Raw genomic sequence first — 15,035 nt, 5'->3', positions numbered from 1 at the left:
CGCCCTCACACTTCGATGTTGACGATTTTGCGAATCCAGACCAGGCCCACGAGTTGAAGCACCGCGGCCCCGATCAGCATCCGGATCCCCCACGGATCCTGGAAGATGATCTTCATGTACTCGTAGTTCAAGGCCAAAGTCACGCCGCCCATCACCGGAGGCAGGCACATGAGGATGATGCCCGTCATCTTGGCCTGGGCCGTGTGGACTTTCAGCTGCCGGAAGATCCGGAAGCGCTCGCGGATGGTCTGGGCGATCTTGCTCAGGAGCTCCGCGAGGTTGCCGCCCGATTGCCTCTGGATCAGCACCGCCACCACGAAGAGCCTGAGATCGAGCAGCTCGACGCGCTCCAGGAGGTTGAGCAGGGCCGACTTCATCGGGAGCCCGTAGTTCTGCTCCTCGAAGACGCGCTGGAATTCCTTGCCCACCGGCTCGGGCATCTCGTCGGCGATCATTTTGACTCCGGTGTTGAAGGCGTGCCCGGCGCGGATGGCGCGCGACAGGAGATCGATCGCGTCCGGGAACTGCGCCTCGAACCTCCGGAGCCGGCGGCTGCGAATGCGCAGGACGATCAGGACCGGGATGGTTCCCGTCAGGACCCCCACCAGGACGGCGAGCGGGATGCCGAACCGGAAGAGCGTCGCGAGGAGGTAGCCGACGAGCGCGAAAACGCCGATCGACAGGACCAGGGTCCCCGTCTTCATCTTGACGTCCGCCTGCGTCAGCAGCCGGGAGAGCCAGGCTCCAATCCGCAGCTTCGCCAACGTCCGGTGCATGGGGGCGATGCCGCTCAGGGACCGATCGCGGAGGATGTTGAGCTCCTCCTCGCCCGCCCCGGCGGCGGAGAGCGCCGCGACGCCGGCGCGCGCCATCATCAGGCGCTCCACGCTCCGGCTGGGACGGCGGACGAACATGAAGGAGGCGCCGAGCACCAGCAGCGAGGTGGAGAAGAAGACCAGCAAGATCACCGCCAGCATCGGTTATCTCCAGGCCCGCGCAGGGGCATCGGCGAGGTCCTCGTCGAACATCTCCAGGGGCAGGACGATGCCGGCGATCCGCAGGCGGTCGGCGAAACGGGGACGGATTCCGGTGGGCCGGAACCGTCCGACGACCCGCCCTTCCTCGTCGATTCCCTGCTTCTCGAAGAGGAAGATCTCCTGCATCGTGATGACGTTTTCCTCCATGCCGATGATTTCCGACAGGCTCGTCACGCGGCGCGTGCCGTCGGAATTCCGCGCCACCTGGATCACCAGGTCGATGGCGGAGGCGATCTGCTCCTTCACGGCGCGCGGAGGAAGCTGGAAGCCGGCCATGGCGACCATCGTCTCGAGGCGCGCCAGGGCGTCCCGGGCGGTGTTGGCGTGGATCGTCGTGAGCGAGCCGTCATGCCCCGTGTTCATCGCCTGGAGCATGTCGATCGCCTCGCCGCCCCGGACTTCGCCGATGACAATGCGGTCGGGGCGCATCCGCAGGCTGTTGATGACGAGCTGGCGCTGCGTGACCTGGCCCTCCCCTTCGATGTTGGGCGGCCGGGTCTCGAGCCGCACGACGTGCTCCTGGCGGAGCTGGAGCTCCGCCGAGTCCTCGATCGTGACGATCCGCTCCGCAGCCGGAATGAATGACGAGAGCACGTTCAGGAGGGTGGTCTTGCCCGCGCCCGTGCCGCCGGAGATCAGCACGTTCAGCCGGGCCTTCACGCACCCCGCCATCAGCTCCAGGATCGGGGCGGTCAGCGATCCGTAGCGGATCAGGTCCTCGCCGACGAGCGCGTCCTTGCGGAACTTGCGGATGGAAAGGTGCGGGCCGTCGATCGACAGCGGCGGGATGATCGCATTGATCCGGGAGCCGTCGTGAAGCCGCGCATCCACCATCGGCGACGACTCGTCGATCCGGCGCCCGACCCGCGAAACGATCCGATCGATGATCTGCATCAGGTGGTTGTCGTCCTTGAATCCCACGGGCGACCTCTCGAGGCGGCCGTTGCGCTCGACGAAGATCTGATCGTGCGTGTTCACCAGGATGTCGTTGATCGCGGGGTCGGCCAGAAGCGGCTCCAGGGGCCCGAGGCCGAAGATCTCGTTGAGGATCTCGTCGATGATCAGCCGGCGCTCCGCGGTGCTCAGCGGCGTGATTTCCTGGTTCATCAGGTCGGTGATCAGGGAGCGTATTCCGGAGACCGCGGCCTCCCGCTCCATTTGCTGCAGCGACTCGAGGTTCAGGCGATCGAGGACGGTGCGGTGCAGCTTGGCCTTGAGCTGCTGGAACTCCGCGGTCGTCGGGACGCCCGAGTATTCGACAGCCGGCTTCATCGTAATCCTCCTGATCGGCTCATGCGGTGGCTCCTCCTTCGCTCGGGCGGGCCGAGGCCCGCGATCCGAACCAGCGGGACCGCCGCGGTGCGGCCGGGGGGCTTGCCGTCCGGCCGGCCGGGAGGAGGTTCTCGGCGTAGGACTCGAAGCTCTTCAAGATCCCGTTGCGGCTGCGGGTCACGAACGGAATCCCGTCGTTCAAGGCTTCCTGCGCGGTCTTGAGATCGAGGGGAACCGTCCAGGCGGCCTTGATGTCGAGGATCTTCTCCGCCTCTTCGAGCGAGATGTAGGGGTTCTTCTCGTAGCGGTTCACCACCAGCCGGATGACGTCCCGTGAGATGCCGAAGCGGGCCAGCCGGCGCAGCGACCACTGGGCCCGCCGCAGCGCCAGGAAGTCGAGGCACGTGACGAGGTGGATCAGGTCGGCCTGGCTCACCGCGGCCTGGGTGATCGGGTCGTCGGTTTCGCGGGTGTTCACCACCACGTGCTCGTAATGGTCCCGGCAGAACGCCAGGACTTGGCCGATTCTCGCCGGCTCGAGCGTGCGGGATCGGAGCGGGTCCTCGCCGGCCGCGAGCATCTCGACCCCGGAGACGTGCTTCACCACCATCCCGCCGAGGAGGTCGCGATCCAGGCGGTGGGCGTTCTGCACCACGTCGGCCACGGTGAAAGCGGGAGTGAGGTTGAGGAACATTGCGGCGTCTCCCCCGGTGAAGTCGAGGTCGACGAGCAGGGTGGAGCTTCCCCGGGCGGCCAGCGTCACGGCCAGGTTGGCGGAGAGCGTGGTCGTCCCGCAGCCCCCTTTGCTTCCCAGGAAGGTGAGGATCTTCCCTCGCCCGGGCGCCGCGCCCGGCGTCTCCGGAGAGAGCCGGCGCCAGAGGCGTAGGATCGCCTCCATCAGCGAGCGCCGCTCTACCGGCAGGGGAAGATATTCGGCCGCGCCGGCGCGCAGCGCCCGCAGGATCAGGTCGGGATCGCCGGCGGCCCCGGCGAGGAATACCCGGGAGCCGGGCCGGTGGTCGAAAACCGCCTGGGCCAGGAGGAGCGCCGCCGAAGCATCGCCGTGGGCGTCCACGAGAAGGATCCCGTGGCGGCGCGCATCGAGGGCCGCGAGGCAGGCGGCCAGGCTGCCGGGCCGCGGCGTGCCGTCGACCGGCGTCACGGAGATGCCCTCGGCGCCGCCGAGGGCTTGCCGGATCTCGGCGAGGAACGCCGGACGATCCGAAAGGACGAGCAGCTCGCTGAACGGGGTCTTGGGGGTCATTCGACCAGCCTCACGAACTGGAGGCCGCCCGGACTCCCGCCGGGGCTCTGCCCCGTGGCGAGCATGATCCTGGCGTGCACGACGCCGTTGCCGTCGATGCTCTCCAGGAACAGGCTCGCGATGTTCGTCACGATCACCGTGGTCTTTCCCGAAACCGGGGGCGCGTTGGGATCGAAGAAGGGAATCCGGATGATCCGGGGACTTCCCGCCGCGCCATAGGCGCTGTTGGCGATCTGCCCGGCGGCCGAGTCCCAGACGGCGTTCGGATCGAGCGCGATGAGGTCGTCGACGCCCTGCTTGGTGGGGCCGATCATGTTACCGTTCTCGGTGAAGAGGGTGTCGCCGATGTTCACCCCCGTGGTGTTGCACGAGACGATGTTGTCGCGGTAGCGATCGCCCCCGGTGTCCGGGGAGGTCGGGATCGGGAGGTCGATGGGGAAGAACTGTCCCGGAGCGATGGCCGACTGCGGGTTGGATTGCTTCACGATGATCGAGACCCCGACGTCGTTGCCGTTGTGACGGTAATCGGTGCCGTAGGAGGTGACTCCCGGGGCGTAGTACTCACCGGCGTCGAAGGCGCCGTTACCATTGGCGTCGTCGAAGGCGTCGGGAAGGGCCCACGGCTTGATGCAGTTCGCCGTCTGGGCGTTGGCGATCTCGGCGGTGGCGCACGCCGAGACGTCGGCGGAGTAGCGGTTCCAGACGCGGGCGAAATAGGTTGGCACGGGATTGCCACTCGCCGTGGTCCGCGGAACGCAAACCTTGCAGCGCTTCAAGCCCAGATTGACCGTGACGTTCGCGGGAGTGATGGTGACGGGCTGCGAGAGCACCTTGTTGAGATTGGCGTACTCCACTCCCTTGTTCTTGAGCTTGCTCACCGCCCCGGCGTTCAGGTTGTTCAGGGTCAGCATGTACCCGGCGCAGGCGAGCGCCCCCGAATCGGCGGCGTTCTGGCATTGCGTCCGCGCCGTGTAGAGCACCCCCACGTCGATGGCCAGCGCCGCGGCGCCGAGCACCACGATCATGACCAAGGCGGCCAGGATGATGATGGCGCCGCGCTCACCCCGGCGGGCTCCGGGGTTCGCAGAGCATCGCGCCCCTCGGAGATCGGCCGTGGCACCTTCGGTTTTCATGAGCTATTTCACCTCGGCGTGCGACTTGGGCGCGCCCGACTTCGACTTCGGCGTCTTGTCGAGGTCGAATGTCATGTCGAACTTCGGCAGCGCCGGCTTCTCTCCGACGGGCAACGGCTCCACCAGCTCCGGCGTGGCGATCACCAGCAGCTCGCTCTTGTTCCGGTTCAGGTTCTTGCTCTTGAACAGGTAGCCGAGCAGCGGGATGTCCCCGAGGAGCGGAATCTTCTTCTTCGTCTGCTGGAGGTCCGCCGAATAGAGTCCGGCGATGGCGAAGCTCTGGCCGTTCTTGAGCTCCACCTCGGTATTGGCGCGGCGCACCCGCAGCGAGGGGATGGAGAACCCCGCGAGCACGACGGAGTTGGCGAAGTCGAGGGACGACACCTCGGGCTCCACCTTCAGGACGATGGTCTGGTCCTCGCGAATCTCGGGGGTGAAGTCGAGGCTGATGCCGAACTTCTTGAAGATGATGGTGACGGAGGTGAAGCCGGCGCCCGCCTGGGCCACCGGGATGGGGAACTCGCCTCCCGCCAGGAACGACGCTTTCTGTCCGTCGGCCGTGATCAGCGTGGGCTCGGCGAGGACCTGGAGCAGCCCGCGCGTCTTCATCGCCGTGACGAAGGCGCCGATCTTGTCGGCGAAATTGAAGGCGTAAAGGTTGATGGCTTCGCCGAAGGGGAAGTCGGGTCCCTGGGGCCGGTTGATCCAGTTCCCCAGAGCGCCGGGCACTCCGGTGCCGCTCAATCCTTCGTGGTCGCCGCGTGGATGGTTGGGATCGACCCGGACGAGAGAAGCCGACAGCTCGGTCATCGCCTCACGGTTCACCTCGGCGAAGATCACTTTCAGCATGATCTGCCGGCGGCCGTTGGCGGGGTAGGTGAGGTTGTTCACCACCTTCGAGGAATAATCGGCCGCGACCTTGACGGCCTTCTCCCCGATCTCCGGCTTGGTGACCGTACCGTAGAGGACCAGCGTGTCCTTGGAAGCGGCGACCGATATCTGCTGATCGGGGAAGATGTCACGCAGCCTGCCCGACAGCGTCTCGGTGTCCATGGCGACCGACAGGTTGTAGTTCCGTGACTCGCCGGAGCGCGTCCACACCAGCAGGCTGGTGCTTCCCGGCGCGATGCCGTTGATCAGGATCTGCTGGGGCGAAATGACGACCGCGTCCGCGATGGCCGGGTTCGTCACGGAGACGCGCGTGGCGGGGGAGGACAGATCGAGCGTCCGCGATTTTCCCGCCGCGACCGTCAGATCCATTGGACCGGGGGCGGGTGACGCGGCGGCAACCGGCGCCGCGCTGCGCAGCTCGGCCGGACGGTAGCCGCGCGTCTCGGCGACGGGAACGGGAGGCGCAACCGGCGCGGGAGAAGCAGGCTGGACCGCCGCCGGCTGCCCTCCGGCGAGTTCCACGATCAGGCTGTTCCCCCTCACGACCACGCGGCGGCTGTCGGCGGAGCCGCCCTGGAACTCCAGGCGGGTGGCCGGCCCGCCGGCGGCGTCGGAAAGCGAGCGGACGACGATGCGGTCGACCTGCGGCGTGCCCACCGGCAGCTCGCCGCCGACCTTCCCGGGATCGACGTTGTTCAGGGTCAGGTACCAGGGCTTCTCCCAGGGGGCGGCCAGCGAATAGCTCAGAGGGAGGTTCCCCTGCATGGTGACGCGGGTGCCGGACCCGTCCCGCGACCCTTCGGCGGCGAGCGAGGCGAGGACGTTGGGCGGGCTCGGCAGCGCGGCGGCCGGGGGCGCGGCGGCCCGGGGGCCGGTCGTCCCGTCCGCCAGGAGCGCCGCGAGGAGGATCGCGACCAGGAATCGACGCATCGGGAATCGCTGGATGTTTTTCATGTCAGAAGCTCTCCGTGGTCCGCTTGCTGCCCCGGATCACTTCCACGGTCGGAGCGGCCGGAGGCCGCGGCCCCGGCGCTTCGGTGCGGATGCGAACCGGCTCGCGGCGCGTCCCCTGGACCATCGCCGAGAGATTCGCTCCTCCCGTCGTGACGGAGTCGAGATCGAGGCTGTTCCGGAGAGCCAGCTGCAGCTCGCCTTCGTGGCTGGCGAGCGTGAGCTTCTCGGCCTCCTCGGGATTGACCAAGAGCGTGATGACGTTCACCGTCTCTGGCTTGCCCTCGGCGTCCTGCTCGATCTTCTGGCCCGCCGCCAGGACCTCGACGTTCTGGAGGATCATCTTGCTGGCGCTGCGCCCCTTCTCCCCGCCCGGGTTGACGCTCACCAGAACGTCCACCCGCGTCCGGGGCAGGACGAAGCCCGCCACCCCGATGATCTCGTTGACGCGCACGCTCACCGCCCGCTTCCCCTTGGGAATGACGCTGGCCAGGCCGCCGCCGGCATCCCGGGGCGCCAGGCGTCCCTCGAGAACGGGCTCGCCGGGAACGACCCCCTCGGTGATGGCGCGGCCGAGCACCGCCTGCGGATCCGAGAACGATCCCTCAGGGCGCACGGTGGAGGCCCATTCCATCGTCTTCACGTGCTCCGCCTGGAGCACCGTTCCATACGGAAGCTTCACGGCCGCCACCACCATCGGGAAGGTGGGGGCGGGCTTCGGGCCGCCGGCGAGATCGCTCATCTGCCGGTTCTTGAGAATCCGGTAGGTGAGGATGCTGGCGGCGCCGCCCGAGCCGATCGCCAGAATCAGGATGCTGATCACGAAAATCCTTCTCACGATGCGAACCTCCTTGGGCTCGGGACGTTCATGGGCCCGGCCGGAAAACGGTCTTTCATTCGTTGCGCATCACGCTTTGCGCCTGGATAGTCACGTCGGCCCCGGCCGTCGCACCCGGATTGATCAGACGGACGATGGGGCCGACGAAAAGGAACGTGTACGGATAGGTCAACGTGACCGAGACCTGGGTGCCCGTGCCGCCGTCGACACCCGCGCCGCCGATGGCGATCGTCGTCTTTCCCGGCGGGACGTTGCCGGTCGCCAGGTAGTTCTGAACGGTGGTCCTCACGGCGGCCGCGCTCGTGAAGCCGTTGGGGAGGGCGGCGAGCCGCGCCCCTTCCCGGCTGGCGTTGGCGAGAATCTGATATAGATTCCACGCCCTGCCGAACTCCACGATTCCCACGACGAGCAGGAGGAACATCACGACGACCAAGGCGAACTCGACCAGACTCTGACCCGAGCCTTCCCGTCGCAGGGAGCTTTTGAGGCGGCGCCGGGTGGTCCTCACGGCGCGCTCCATCGAGCCAGAACCATCAGCCAGGCGCCTACCGCGACGGGAACTGCGTAAGGAATCTTCAGAGTCCCGGGGTTATCAAGACTCCATTCATAGGCGGGTCGCAGCCCGCCGGAAATCCAAAACGAGAGCAGGCCGCCGACGGCGCGAAACGTCGCACCCAGCCGGCGCTGCCAGGCGGCGGCCGCCAGGGCGAGGAGGCCGCCGGCCAGCGCCGCGGCCAGGGCCACCCGCAGCAGATCCAGGGGACCGAGGAGCGCCCCGAGAGCCGCCAGAAGCTTCACGTCTCCGGCCCCCATCCCGCCGAGCGCGAAGAAGGGGAGGAACAGAAGGAGTCCCAGCGCGGCGCCGAGAAGACTCTGTCCCAGACCCGGCAGGCCGCCGGCCCAGGCGTTCAGGGCGAAACCGAGACACAGGCCGGAGAGGACCATCAGATTCGGAATGCGGCGCCACCTCAGATCGGTGACGCAGGCGGCCCCGGAGAGGAGGATGACGGATAGATGAAGCATCATGGGGTGTTCCTCTCCGACTCTGAAAAGGGTTCCTAGGGAAGCGCCCCGAACGCCGAGGTGATGGTCGACCAGAGCGCCGTGAGCGTGCTGCCGACCGCCGCGATGGCTACAATGGCGACCACAGCGATGAGCGCTGCCAGCATGCCGTACTCCGCCAGGTCCTGGGCCCGCCGATCCCGCAGAAGAGAGCGGACCAGCTCCCTCCAGAATCTCCGGCTCGGCTCCGCGATTCGCGGTCCGCTCATCGGGCTCTTGGATCGTCCATCCAGCGGCAGCGTGCCGCCGCCGGAAGTAGTGTCAGAGGAGGGGAGGGGACCGGCCGGGCCCCTCCCCACAAGACTTGCGACTCTGACGGGAAAACTATGGGTTCAAGCTGTTGGCGATGCTGTTGAACACGGCCTGGATCTGAGTGCCGAGCAACGTGACCGCGGCGATGACGACCAGCGCGATGAGCGCGATCAGCAACGCATACTCGGCCAAGTCCTGGCCCTCCTCGCTCCTCCAGAAACGGGTGAACATAGCCTTCATGGTCCCTCCTTAGAAAAATGGTTTGAATGGAAACAACCCGATGGAGGCGGACTATGGCAAGGCGCGTGCCAGTGTCGCTTGTCACTCTTCACAGGGCGCCAAGTCGTTGAACGACAAACCGTTCTTTCGCGGAGGGCGGGTCCCGGCGGGTCGATCGCGACGAAGCGAAGGGTCGCAAGACTTTGCATGTCGAGCGGCGCGCGGCGGAGCGCCGCGGAGGGTTAGGAGGATCGGAAAAGGAGCGCCCGGGCGCGATGAGTTGCGTAAAGCCCCGCATCGACGGAGGCTTGAGGGCGGCCGCATGGCCGGGAACCCCGGGGCGGCGGCTCCCGTGGGGAGAGTGCATCGTTTTGCACACTCATGAAAAACGGTTCACCTTGGGATGCCTGGCGGGAGGATGGGCGCTTGAAATAGAGGGAGGGAAGGGGCAGAAAGACGCGCCAGAAGGGCGATCCGCCCCCCGATTCTGGCACGGGAATCGCAGCGGGCACGCGTCGAACCCATCGGAGGATGCCGTTGAGGGAACACAATCGGGGACCCCAGGGCGAAGCGCGCGGAGGCCGACCCTTCGAAGGCTATGAGCTGAAGCGCCCGCCGGAGATCAACGCCGCGATGGCGGCGAAGCGATGGCGGGAGCTGAACAGCCTCCTGCACTCGCTCATGGTGCTGCACGGCGATCTTCACGACCGGCACGTGAGCCCGCACATCCTCAGAACGTCGCGCACCATCGTCTCGGCCTCGCACGCCCTCCTCGTCGCGCCGGACGCGCAAGGCGAATTCCGGGTGCGGGCCCACCTGGGCTTTCCCCGGGGAGGACGGGGGCGGGCGGGACAGGCGGGGAGGATGGCGGGCGCGGCGCTGCGGGCGCGCAAGCCGCTGCTGGTGTCCGATCCTGCGGAACCCGAGCTGATATCGGAGCTGCGGCTTCTCGGGGCGGCCTCCTGCCTGACGGTGCCCATCGTCCCCGGGGGATATCCCTGGGGCGCGATCCAGCTGCTGCGCCCGGAGCCGTTTCACGAAGAAGAAGCCGTCTTGATCTGGATCTACGTCATGGTCCTCGAGGAGGCGCTGTCGAAAACGCTTCTGGCGGTGCGGTTCGCCTTTTCGGGCGAGCCGGCGGGGGACGACGGCCTGCTCGACTACGGAACGTTCCTTTGCCGTCTGGAAGACGAGATCGGGCGTCTCGGCTGGTCGGGACGGCCGTTGAGCCTCCTGCGCCTCGACTGGCGCTCTCTCGCGCCGGATCCGGCCGGAGATTCGCGTCCGCTGCTCCGGGCCGCGCGCCTCGTGCACCGTTCGATCCGCCCTTCCGATCTCGTGGCCGCCGGACCGCAGGGCGAGCTGATCGTGGCGCTTCCGGGGGCGAATCCGGGACAGGCCGCGATCGTCGCCCAGACAATCCGCCGCAACCTCGTCCAGTCACGAGTCCTCGGCGCGGAAAACGGGGTGATACTCTCGCTCCGGATCTCCTCCGCCAGCCACCCCGTCGACGGCGCGAGCGGCGCGGAGCTGCTCAAGGTCCTGGCCACCGCCGGCGAAGCGGAATCGCGGCGCGCCGGGAGCTGAGAATCGGAGCTTAGATCTCGCCGGAGGGATCCGCCGGCGACGCGGTCGCGGCGGGACGAAGCGTGTAGTCCTTCATCTTGTACAACAAAGCACGATAGCTGACGCCGAGCTCGCGCGCCGCGCGCTTGCGGTTCCATGCGGTGCGGCGAAGCGCGTCGAGAATCATGCGGCATTCGGCCTGCTTCACCGCGCGCCGGGCCGCCTCGCGCAGCGACCGGGGAGGAGAGGACTCGGCGCCCGGCGTTTCCGGCCGCTCGAAGAGCTCCTCCTCGTCCACCGCGAGCGCCTCGGCCGAGAGCAGTTCGGTCCCTCCCATCAAGACCAGGCGCTTGATCAGGTTCTCGAGCTCGCGCACGTTGCCGGGCCAGGCGTGGCCGCGCAGCCGGTCCAGGAGATCCCGGGTCGGCGCCGCCAGATCGGGCCGGTTGTAGAGCGCGCCGTAACGCGACAGGAAATGGGCCGCGAGATCCTCGACGTCTTCGGGCCGCTCCCGGAGCGGAGGCACGCGAAGGGTGACGACCCCCAGGCGATAGAAAAGGTCCCGGCGGAAGATGCCGGCCCGAATGTCCTTCGTAAGATCCCGGTTCGTGGCGGCGATCACGCGGACGTCCACGTCGACGGCCTGACGGCCCCCGATCCGGTAAATCTTCTTTTCCTGCAGCACGTGCAGGAGCTTCGCCTGGAGGCGCGCCGGGATCTCCCCGATCTCGTCCAGGAAGAAGGTCCCGCCCGAGGCGGTCTCGAACTGACCGGCCCGGCTCTCGTCGGCCCCCGTGTACGAACCGCGCATGTGGCCGAACAGCTCCGATTCCAGGAGGCTCTCCGAAAGGGAGGCGCAGTTCAAATGGACGAAGGGCCGATGTTTTCGGCCGGAGTTCTCGTGGATCAGCCGCGCCAGGAGGTCCTTGCCGACGCCGGTCTCTCCGAGGATCAGAACCGACTCGGCCGACGGGGCGACGCGCAGCGCCCGCTGCTCGACCGCGTGCATCGCGGGACAGCGGGTCGGGACGTACCGCCAGGCCCCGGCGCCGTCGCGCCAAAGGGCGGCCGCGCCGGCGCCGCGCGGCGCCGCCGCGGCGGGCCTGCGGTCGCGAAGTCGATCGGGTTTTCCGGTTTCCATGCTGGAGGCCCTCGGCCGAGTGGATCTCTCGAAGTATGCCGTGAGCCGCGCGGAAAACAAGACAAATCCGCGGCCGTTGAAGTCTTCGAAAGCCTTGCGGCAGAAAGCGTCTAGAGATTTGACGCGGCGATTACGTTTCCGAAGTGGCCGCACGGATCGGCGCCGCGGGCGTCAGGGATCGGGCGGTCCCGCGGCGGCGAGGGCTGGCGGGAGGAGTCGCTCAGGCATCGGCGGCGTCGGAGAGCGAAGCGTTCGCCAGATCGAGGCAGAGAGCTTCCAGGGCGATTTGCCGGTTCACGTTGCGGCGGAGATCCTCGCGGGCCTTTTCGACCCGGGCAAGAAGGAAAGCGGCCTGGAGCGGGGGAATCGGCGGATCGGACGGGCCGGGCGGGCGCGTGAGAGGCGCGGCCGGAGCGCCCGCGCCCGCGAGCATGGCGTCTCGCAGAATGTCCATCAGGATGGAGAGATCCTCGAGCGTGCCCTCCTGCTCGGAAAGCAGAACGCCCGCCGCGGCGAGGCAAACCGCCGCGGAGGAATCGCGCCGGATTTCGGAGAGCAGGCGTGAGAGGAGATCGCGCCGCTCGAGATAGGCGTCGGAGTCGCGGGCCAGGGCGAGCGCCGATCCGATACGACCTCCCGACAGCGAGGCAATCCGCTTCGACGTCTCCGGCGACACGCCCGCCCTCTCCTGCAGGTAGCTCTCCACTGCCGCCCGGGCCAGCGGGGCGAACCGGCAAGGCTGGCAGCGCGAGCGGATCGTCGCCAGGAGGGCGGACGGGCTTTCGGTCAACAGCAGGATCACGCTCTTTCCAGGCGGCTCCTCCAGGGCCTTGAGCAGGATGTTCCCCGAGACGCTTCCCAGCCTTTCCGCGAAGAGGATCAGGAGCCCGCGGCGGCGGGCCTGCCGGGGAGAGAGATGGAGGGTCGAGAGCGCTTCCCGAGTCGAATCGGCGAGAATCTTCCAAGAGGGGTTCAGTCGAATCTCGTCCTGGAGGAGGTGAAGATCGACCGCGCCCGAGGCCGCGCCCGACTCTCCCGGTTCCTCCTTGGCTTCCGGCCGCGCCCGGCGCGGAAAGAGCAGGGCGAGATCGGGATGCGAGACCGTCTCCCCGAGAAGGCGGCGACAGGAGTCGCATGCGCCGCACGGGGCGCCTGGATTCTCGCAGAACAGCGCCTGGAGGAACGCCAGAGCGACCGAGAGCTTGCCGATTCCCGGGGGGCCGTGGAACAACAGCGCGGAGGCGACCCGTCGCGCCTCCAACGCCCGGGAAAGCGTGCCCCGAAGGGCTTCGTGTCCGCGAATGTCGTCGAACGGCGTCGGCGTCACGGACCCGGGACCAGCGCCGGGAAGACGGAGGAGATCACCGACAAGACGCGCGCCTGGACCTCGTCGCGGCGGCCCGACGCCTCGACGATCCGGATCCTCTGGGGATAGGTGCTCGCCAAGTCGAGGTATCCCTCGCGCACCCGCTTGTGGAATTCCAGGCCCTCCTGCTCGAACCGCGCCTCCTCGGGAAGCCGATCCTGCTCGCGAATCCTGGCGCGCGCGACGGCCACCGCGGGGTCCAGGTCGAACAGCAAAGTGAGATCGGGCTCCAGGGCGAGAATATCGAGCCCGTTGAGCTGCTCGAGGAGCTCGGACGGCAGCTCCCTCCCCCGGCCCTGATAGGCGCGCGTCGCGTCCTTGTAGCGATCGCAGAGGACGAGCTTGCCTTCGGCGAGGGCGGGGAAGATGATCCGCGCGAGATGCTGCGCCCGCGCCGCCTGGTAGAGGAGAAGCTCGGAGAGGGCAGTGAGATCGCGGTTGACGGGGTTCAGCAGGATGCTCCGAATTTGATTGCCGATCTCGGTGCCGCCGGGCTCGCGCGTGAGAACGTGCTCGATCTGGCGCTGATCGAGTCTCTCGGAGAGCAGCTGGATTTGGGTCGTCTTGCCGGATCCTTCGATTCCCTCGAAGGTGATGAAGGCGCGCACGGGAGGCTCCTCTCGAGTCAGCGCGACGCTACCTATCGGGCGGGGGATGATAGCACAGGGACGCGGCGCGCCGCGGGCCGCCCGGAGGCTGCGTCTGCTACAATGCGCCCGGAGGAGCGGATGCGAAGCTGTCACGCGTGCGGCACGGAATTCCAGGGTGCGGAGAAGGTCCTCCGCACGGAGGAATGCGCCGGGTGCGGCCGCGATCTTCGCTGCTGCAGGAATTGCCGTCATTTCCACCCCGGCGCGCACAACCAATGCCTGGAGGTCGTCGCGGAATGGGTCGCCGACAAGGAGCGCGCCAATTTCTGCGATTACTTCAGCTTAGCCGGCTCCTCCCCCTCGCCCGCGAAGCCAAAATCGGCCGAGGAGGAAGCCCGGAAGAAATGGAGGCGCCTGTTCAAATCCTGACGCCGGAAGATTTGACGCGCGGCGAGACGGGAGAGCCGCCGAGCGTCGCGGCGGTGATCGGCAGCGGCGCCATGGGGCACGGCATCGCCCAGGTCTTTGCGACGGCGGGATGGAGGGTGCGCCTGGTCGACGCCCGGCCGGGAGCCGCGGCGGCGGGACTCGCGCGCATCGGGGAGAGCCTCGCCACCGCGGTCGCCAAGGGGAAGGCGGGCGCGGCGGATCGCGACGCCGCCCTGAGCCGCATCGAGCTTCCGGGCGATCTCCGGCAGGCCGTTTCGCGGGCGGCCTGGGTCGTCGAGGCGATTCCCGAGGACCTGGAGTCGAAGCGCGAGCTTTTCCGCAGGCTCGGTGAGGAAGCCGCGCCCGAAGCCGTTCTCGCGACCAATACCTCCTCGCTGAGCGTGACGAAGATCGCCGAGGCCGCCCGGCGCCCCGAGCGCGTCCTGGGACTCCACTTCTTCAACCCGCCCCCGGTCATGAAGCTCCTCGAAATCATCCGGGCCGCCCGGACGGCGCCGGAGATCCTGGAGGCAGCCCGAGTCCTGGCGCGGCAGCTCGGAAAGACGGCCATCGTGGTGAAGGACTCCCCGGGCTTCGCCACCTCCCGCCTCGGGGTGGCTCTGGGTCTGGAAGCGATGCGCATGCTGGAAGAGGGAGTGGCCGGTGCCGAGGACATCGATCGGGCGATGGAACTCGGCTACGGTCACGCGATGGGGCCGCTGCGCGTCTCGGATCTGGTCGGGCTCGATGTCCGGCTGGCCATTGCCGAGACCCTCCGGCGGGAGCTGCAAGACGACCGTTTCGAGCCGCCGGAGATCCTCCGGGAGAAGGTGCGCGCCGGGAAGCTCGGCAAGAAGACGGGCGAAGGCTTCCACCGCTGGTAGGCCTAGTGTCGCGTCTCAAAAATCATGTTACATTCGGCCCCCGATCCATCCCGGCTCGCCGCGTTGCGCCTCGCTTGCGTACCGCCTTGGGTACGCGACGCTCTGGCGCGCCTTGCGATCCGGGCGCCTCGGCGACCTCG

General features: G+C 67.9%; 16 protein-coding genes. 3 read left to right on the top strand and 13 right to left on the bottom strand.

Annotated features, from left to right (window positions below):
• Window positions 1-5: 5 nt before the first annotated feature.
• The 10 genes from VGR67_03640 to VGR67_03595 all read right to left on the bottom strand — a co-directional run bounded on the left by VGR67_03640 (window position 6) and on the right by VGR67_03595 (window position 8,940).
• Window positions 6-977, bottom strand: a complete 972-nt coding sequence (locus VGR67_03640; protein ID HEV8335489.1) for a type II secretion system F family protein — start codon at window positions 975-977, stop codon at window positions 6-8.
• Between the two features lie 3 nt (window positions 978-980).
• Window positions 981-2,309 carry a CpaF family protein gene (locus VGR67_03635; GenBank protein ID HEV8335488.1) on the bottom strand — a complete coding sequence of 443 codons (1,329 nt, stop codon included), beginning with the start codon at window positions 2,307-2,309 and terminating at the stop codon, window positions 981-983.
• A 19-nt stretch (window positions 2,310-2,328) separates the two neighbouring features.
• Window positions 2,329-3,573 (bottom strand): AAA family ATPase, encoded by a 1,245-nt coding sequence (locus VGR67_03630; protein HEV8335487.1) that lies wholly within the window; start codon window positions 3,571-3,573, stop codon window positions 2,329-2,331.
• The gene (locus tag VGR67_03625) at window positions 3,570-4,706 is read right to left on the bottom strand and encodes a pilus assembly protein TadG-related protein (GenBank protein HEV8335486.1); all 1,137 of its coding nucleotides are present in this window, start codon (window positions 4,704-4,706) and stop codon (window positions 3,570-3,572) included. The genes VGR67_03630 and VGR67_03625 overlap by 4 nt, the downstream gene beginning before the upstream one ends.
• Window positions 4,707-4,709: 3 nt before the next feature.
• On the bottom strand, window positions 4,710-6,551 hold the full coding sequence (locus VGR67_03620) for a type II and III secretion system protein family protein (protein HEV8335485.1): 1,842 nt from the start codon (window positions 6,549-6,551) through the stop codon (window positions 4,710-4,712).
• Window position 6,552: 1 nt separating this feature from the next.
• A complete protein-coding gene (gene cpaB / locus VGR67_03615; GenBank protein ID HEV8335484.1) occupies window positions 6,553-7,386 on the bottom strand; it encodes a Flp pilus assembly protein CpaB in 834 nt (277 codons plus the stop codon).
• Window positions 7,387-7,441: 55 nt separating this feature from the next.
• Complete coding sequence (locus VGR67_03610; GenBank protein ID HEV8335483.1) at window positions 7,442-7,894, bottom strand: TadE family protein; 453 nt, start codon at window positions 7,892-7,894, stop codon at window positions 7,442-7,444.
• Window positions 7,891-8,412 carry an A24 family peptidase gene (locus tag VGR67_03605; GenBank protein HEV8335482.1) on the bottom strand — a complete coding sequence of 174 codons (522 nt, stop codon included), beginning with the start codon at window positions 8,410-8,412 and terminating at the stop codon, window positions 7,891-7,893. The genes VGR67_03610 and VGR67_03605 overlap by 4 nt, the downstream gene beginning before the upstream one ends.
• 32 nt (window positions 8,413-8,444) lie before the next feature.
• Complete coding sequence (locus VGR67_03600; protein ID HEV8335481.1) at window positions 8,445-8,657, bottom strand: Flp family type IVb pilin; 213 nt, start codon at window positions 8,655-8,657, stop codon at window positions 8,445-8,447.
• A gap of 115 nt (window positions 8,658-8,772) precedes the next feature.
• Window positions 8,773-8,940 carry a Flp family type IVb pilin gene (locus tag VGR67_03595; protein ID HEV8335480.1) on the bottom strand — a complete coding sequence of 56 codons (168 nt, stop codon included), beginning with the start codon at window positions 8,938-8,940 and terminating at the stop codon, window positions 8,773-8,775.
• A 516-nt stretch (window positions 8,941-9,456) separates the two neighbouring features.
• On the opposite strand from VGR67_03595, the gene VGR67_03590 reads away from it, so the two are divergent.
• A complete protein-coding gene (locus tag VGR67_03590) occupies window positions 9,457-10,506 on the top strand; it encodes a GAF domain-containing protein (GenBank protein ID HEV8335479.1) in 1,050 nt (349 codons plus the stop codon).
• A 10-nt stretch (window positions 10,507-10,516) separates the two neighbouring features.
• Here VGR67_03590 and VGR67_03585 read toward each other — a convergent pair whose 3' ends face one another.
• From VGR67_03585 to tmk, 3 genes are all read right to left on the bottom strand, one after another.
• The gene (locus tag VGR67_03585) at window positions 10,517-11,626 is read right to left on the bottom strand and encodes a sigma 54-interacting transcriptional regulator (protein ID HEV8335478.1); all 1,110 of its coding nucleotides are present in this window, start codon (window positions 11,624-11,626) and stop codon (window positions 10,517-10,519) included.
• A gap of 220 nt (window positions 11,627-11,846) precedes the next feature.
• Window positions 11,847-12,953 (bottom strand): hypothetical protein, encoded by a 1,107-nt coding sequence (locus VGR67_03580; GenBank protein ID HEV8335477.1) that lies wholly within the window; start codon window positions 12,951-12,953, stop codon window positions 11,847-11,849.
• Entirely contained in the window at window positions 12,950-13,600 is a 651-nt protein-coding gene (tmk, locus tag VGR67_03575; protein HEV8335476.1) for a dTMP kinase, read from the bottom strand. The genes VGR67_03580 and tmk overlap by 4 nt, the downstream gene beginning before the upstream one ends.
• A gap of 120 nt (window positions 13,601-13,720) precedes the next feature.
• Between tmk and VGR67_03570 the strand changes: the two genes are divergently transcribed.
• Both VGR67_03570 and VGR67_03565 read left to right on the top strand, forming a co-directional pair.
• Window positions 13,721-14,011, top strand: a complete 291-nt coding sequence (locus tag VGR67_03570; GenBank protein ID HEV8335475.1) for a hypothetical protein — start codon at window positions 13,721-13,723, stop codon at window positions 14,009-14,011.
• Entirely contained in the window at window positions 13,987-14,895 is a 909-nt protein-coding gene (locus VGR67_03565) for a 3-hydroxyacyl-CoA dehydrogenase family protein (protein ID HEV8335474.1), read from the top strand. The genes VGR67_03570 and VGR67_03565 overlap by 25 nt, the downstream gene beginning before the upstream one ends.
• Window positions 14,896-15,035 lie beyond the last annotated feature (140 nt).

This window comes from Candidatus Polarisedimenticolia bacterium, assembly GCA_036004685.1.
Taxonomy (GTDB): Bacteria; Acidobacteriota; Polarisedimenticolia; order Gp22-AA2; family AA152; genus DASYRE01.
This window is presented reverse-complemented; position numbering and strand designations above follow the sequence as displayed.

Bases quoted from the DNA above. Each gene is read 5' to 3' on its own strand.
- VGR67_03640 (HEV8335489.1), bottom strand. From the start codon at position 977: ATGCTGGCGGTGATCTTGCTGGTCTTCTTCTCCACCTCGCTGCTGGTG.
- VGR67_03635 (HEV8335488.1), bottom strand. From the start codon at position 2,309: ATGAAGCCGGCTGTCGAATACTCGGGCGTCCCGACGACCGCGGAGTTC.
- VGR67_03630 (HEV8335487.1), bottom strand. From the start codon at position 3,573: ATGACCCCCAAGACCCCGTTCAGCGAGCTGCTCGTCCTTTCGGATCGT.
- VGR67_03625 (HEV8335486.1), bottom strand. From the start codon at position 4,706: ATGAAAACCGAAGGTGCCACGGCCGATCTCCGAGGGGCGCGATGCTCT.
- VGR67_03620 (HEV8335485.1), bottom strand. From the start codon at position 6,551: ATGAAAAACATCCAGCGATTCCCGATGCGTCGATTCCTGGTCGCGATC.
- VGR67_03605 (HEV8335482.1), bottom strand. From the start codon at position 8,412: ATGATGCTTCATCTATCCGTCATCCTCCTCTCCGGGGCCGCCTGCGTC.
- VGR67_03600 (HEV8335481.1), bottom strand. From the start codon at position 8,657: ATGAGCGGACCGCGAATCGCGGAGCCGAGCCGGAGATTCTGGAGGGAG.
- VGR67_03595 (HEV8335480.1), bottom strand. From the start codon at position 8,940: ATGAAGGCTATGTTCACCCGTTTCTGGAGGAGCGAGGAGGGCCAGGAC.
- VGR67_03585 (HEV8335478.1), bottom strand. From the start codon at position 11,626: ATGGAAACCGGAAAACCCGATCGACTTCGCGACCGCAGGCCCGCCGCG.
- VGR67_03570 (HEV8335475.1), top strand. From the start codon at position 13,721: ATGCGAAGCTGTCACGCGTGCGGCACGGAATTCCAGGGTGCGGAGAAG.
- VGR67_03565 (HEV8335474.1), top strand. From the start codon at position 13,987: ATGGAGGCGCCTGTTCAAATCCTGACGCCGGAAGATTTGACGCGCGGC.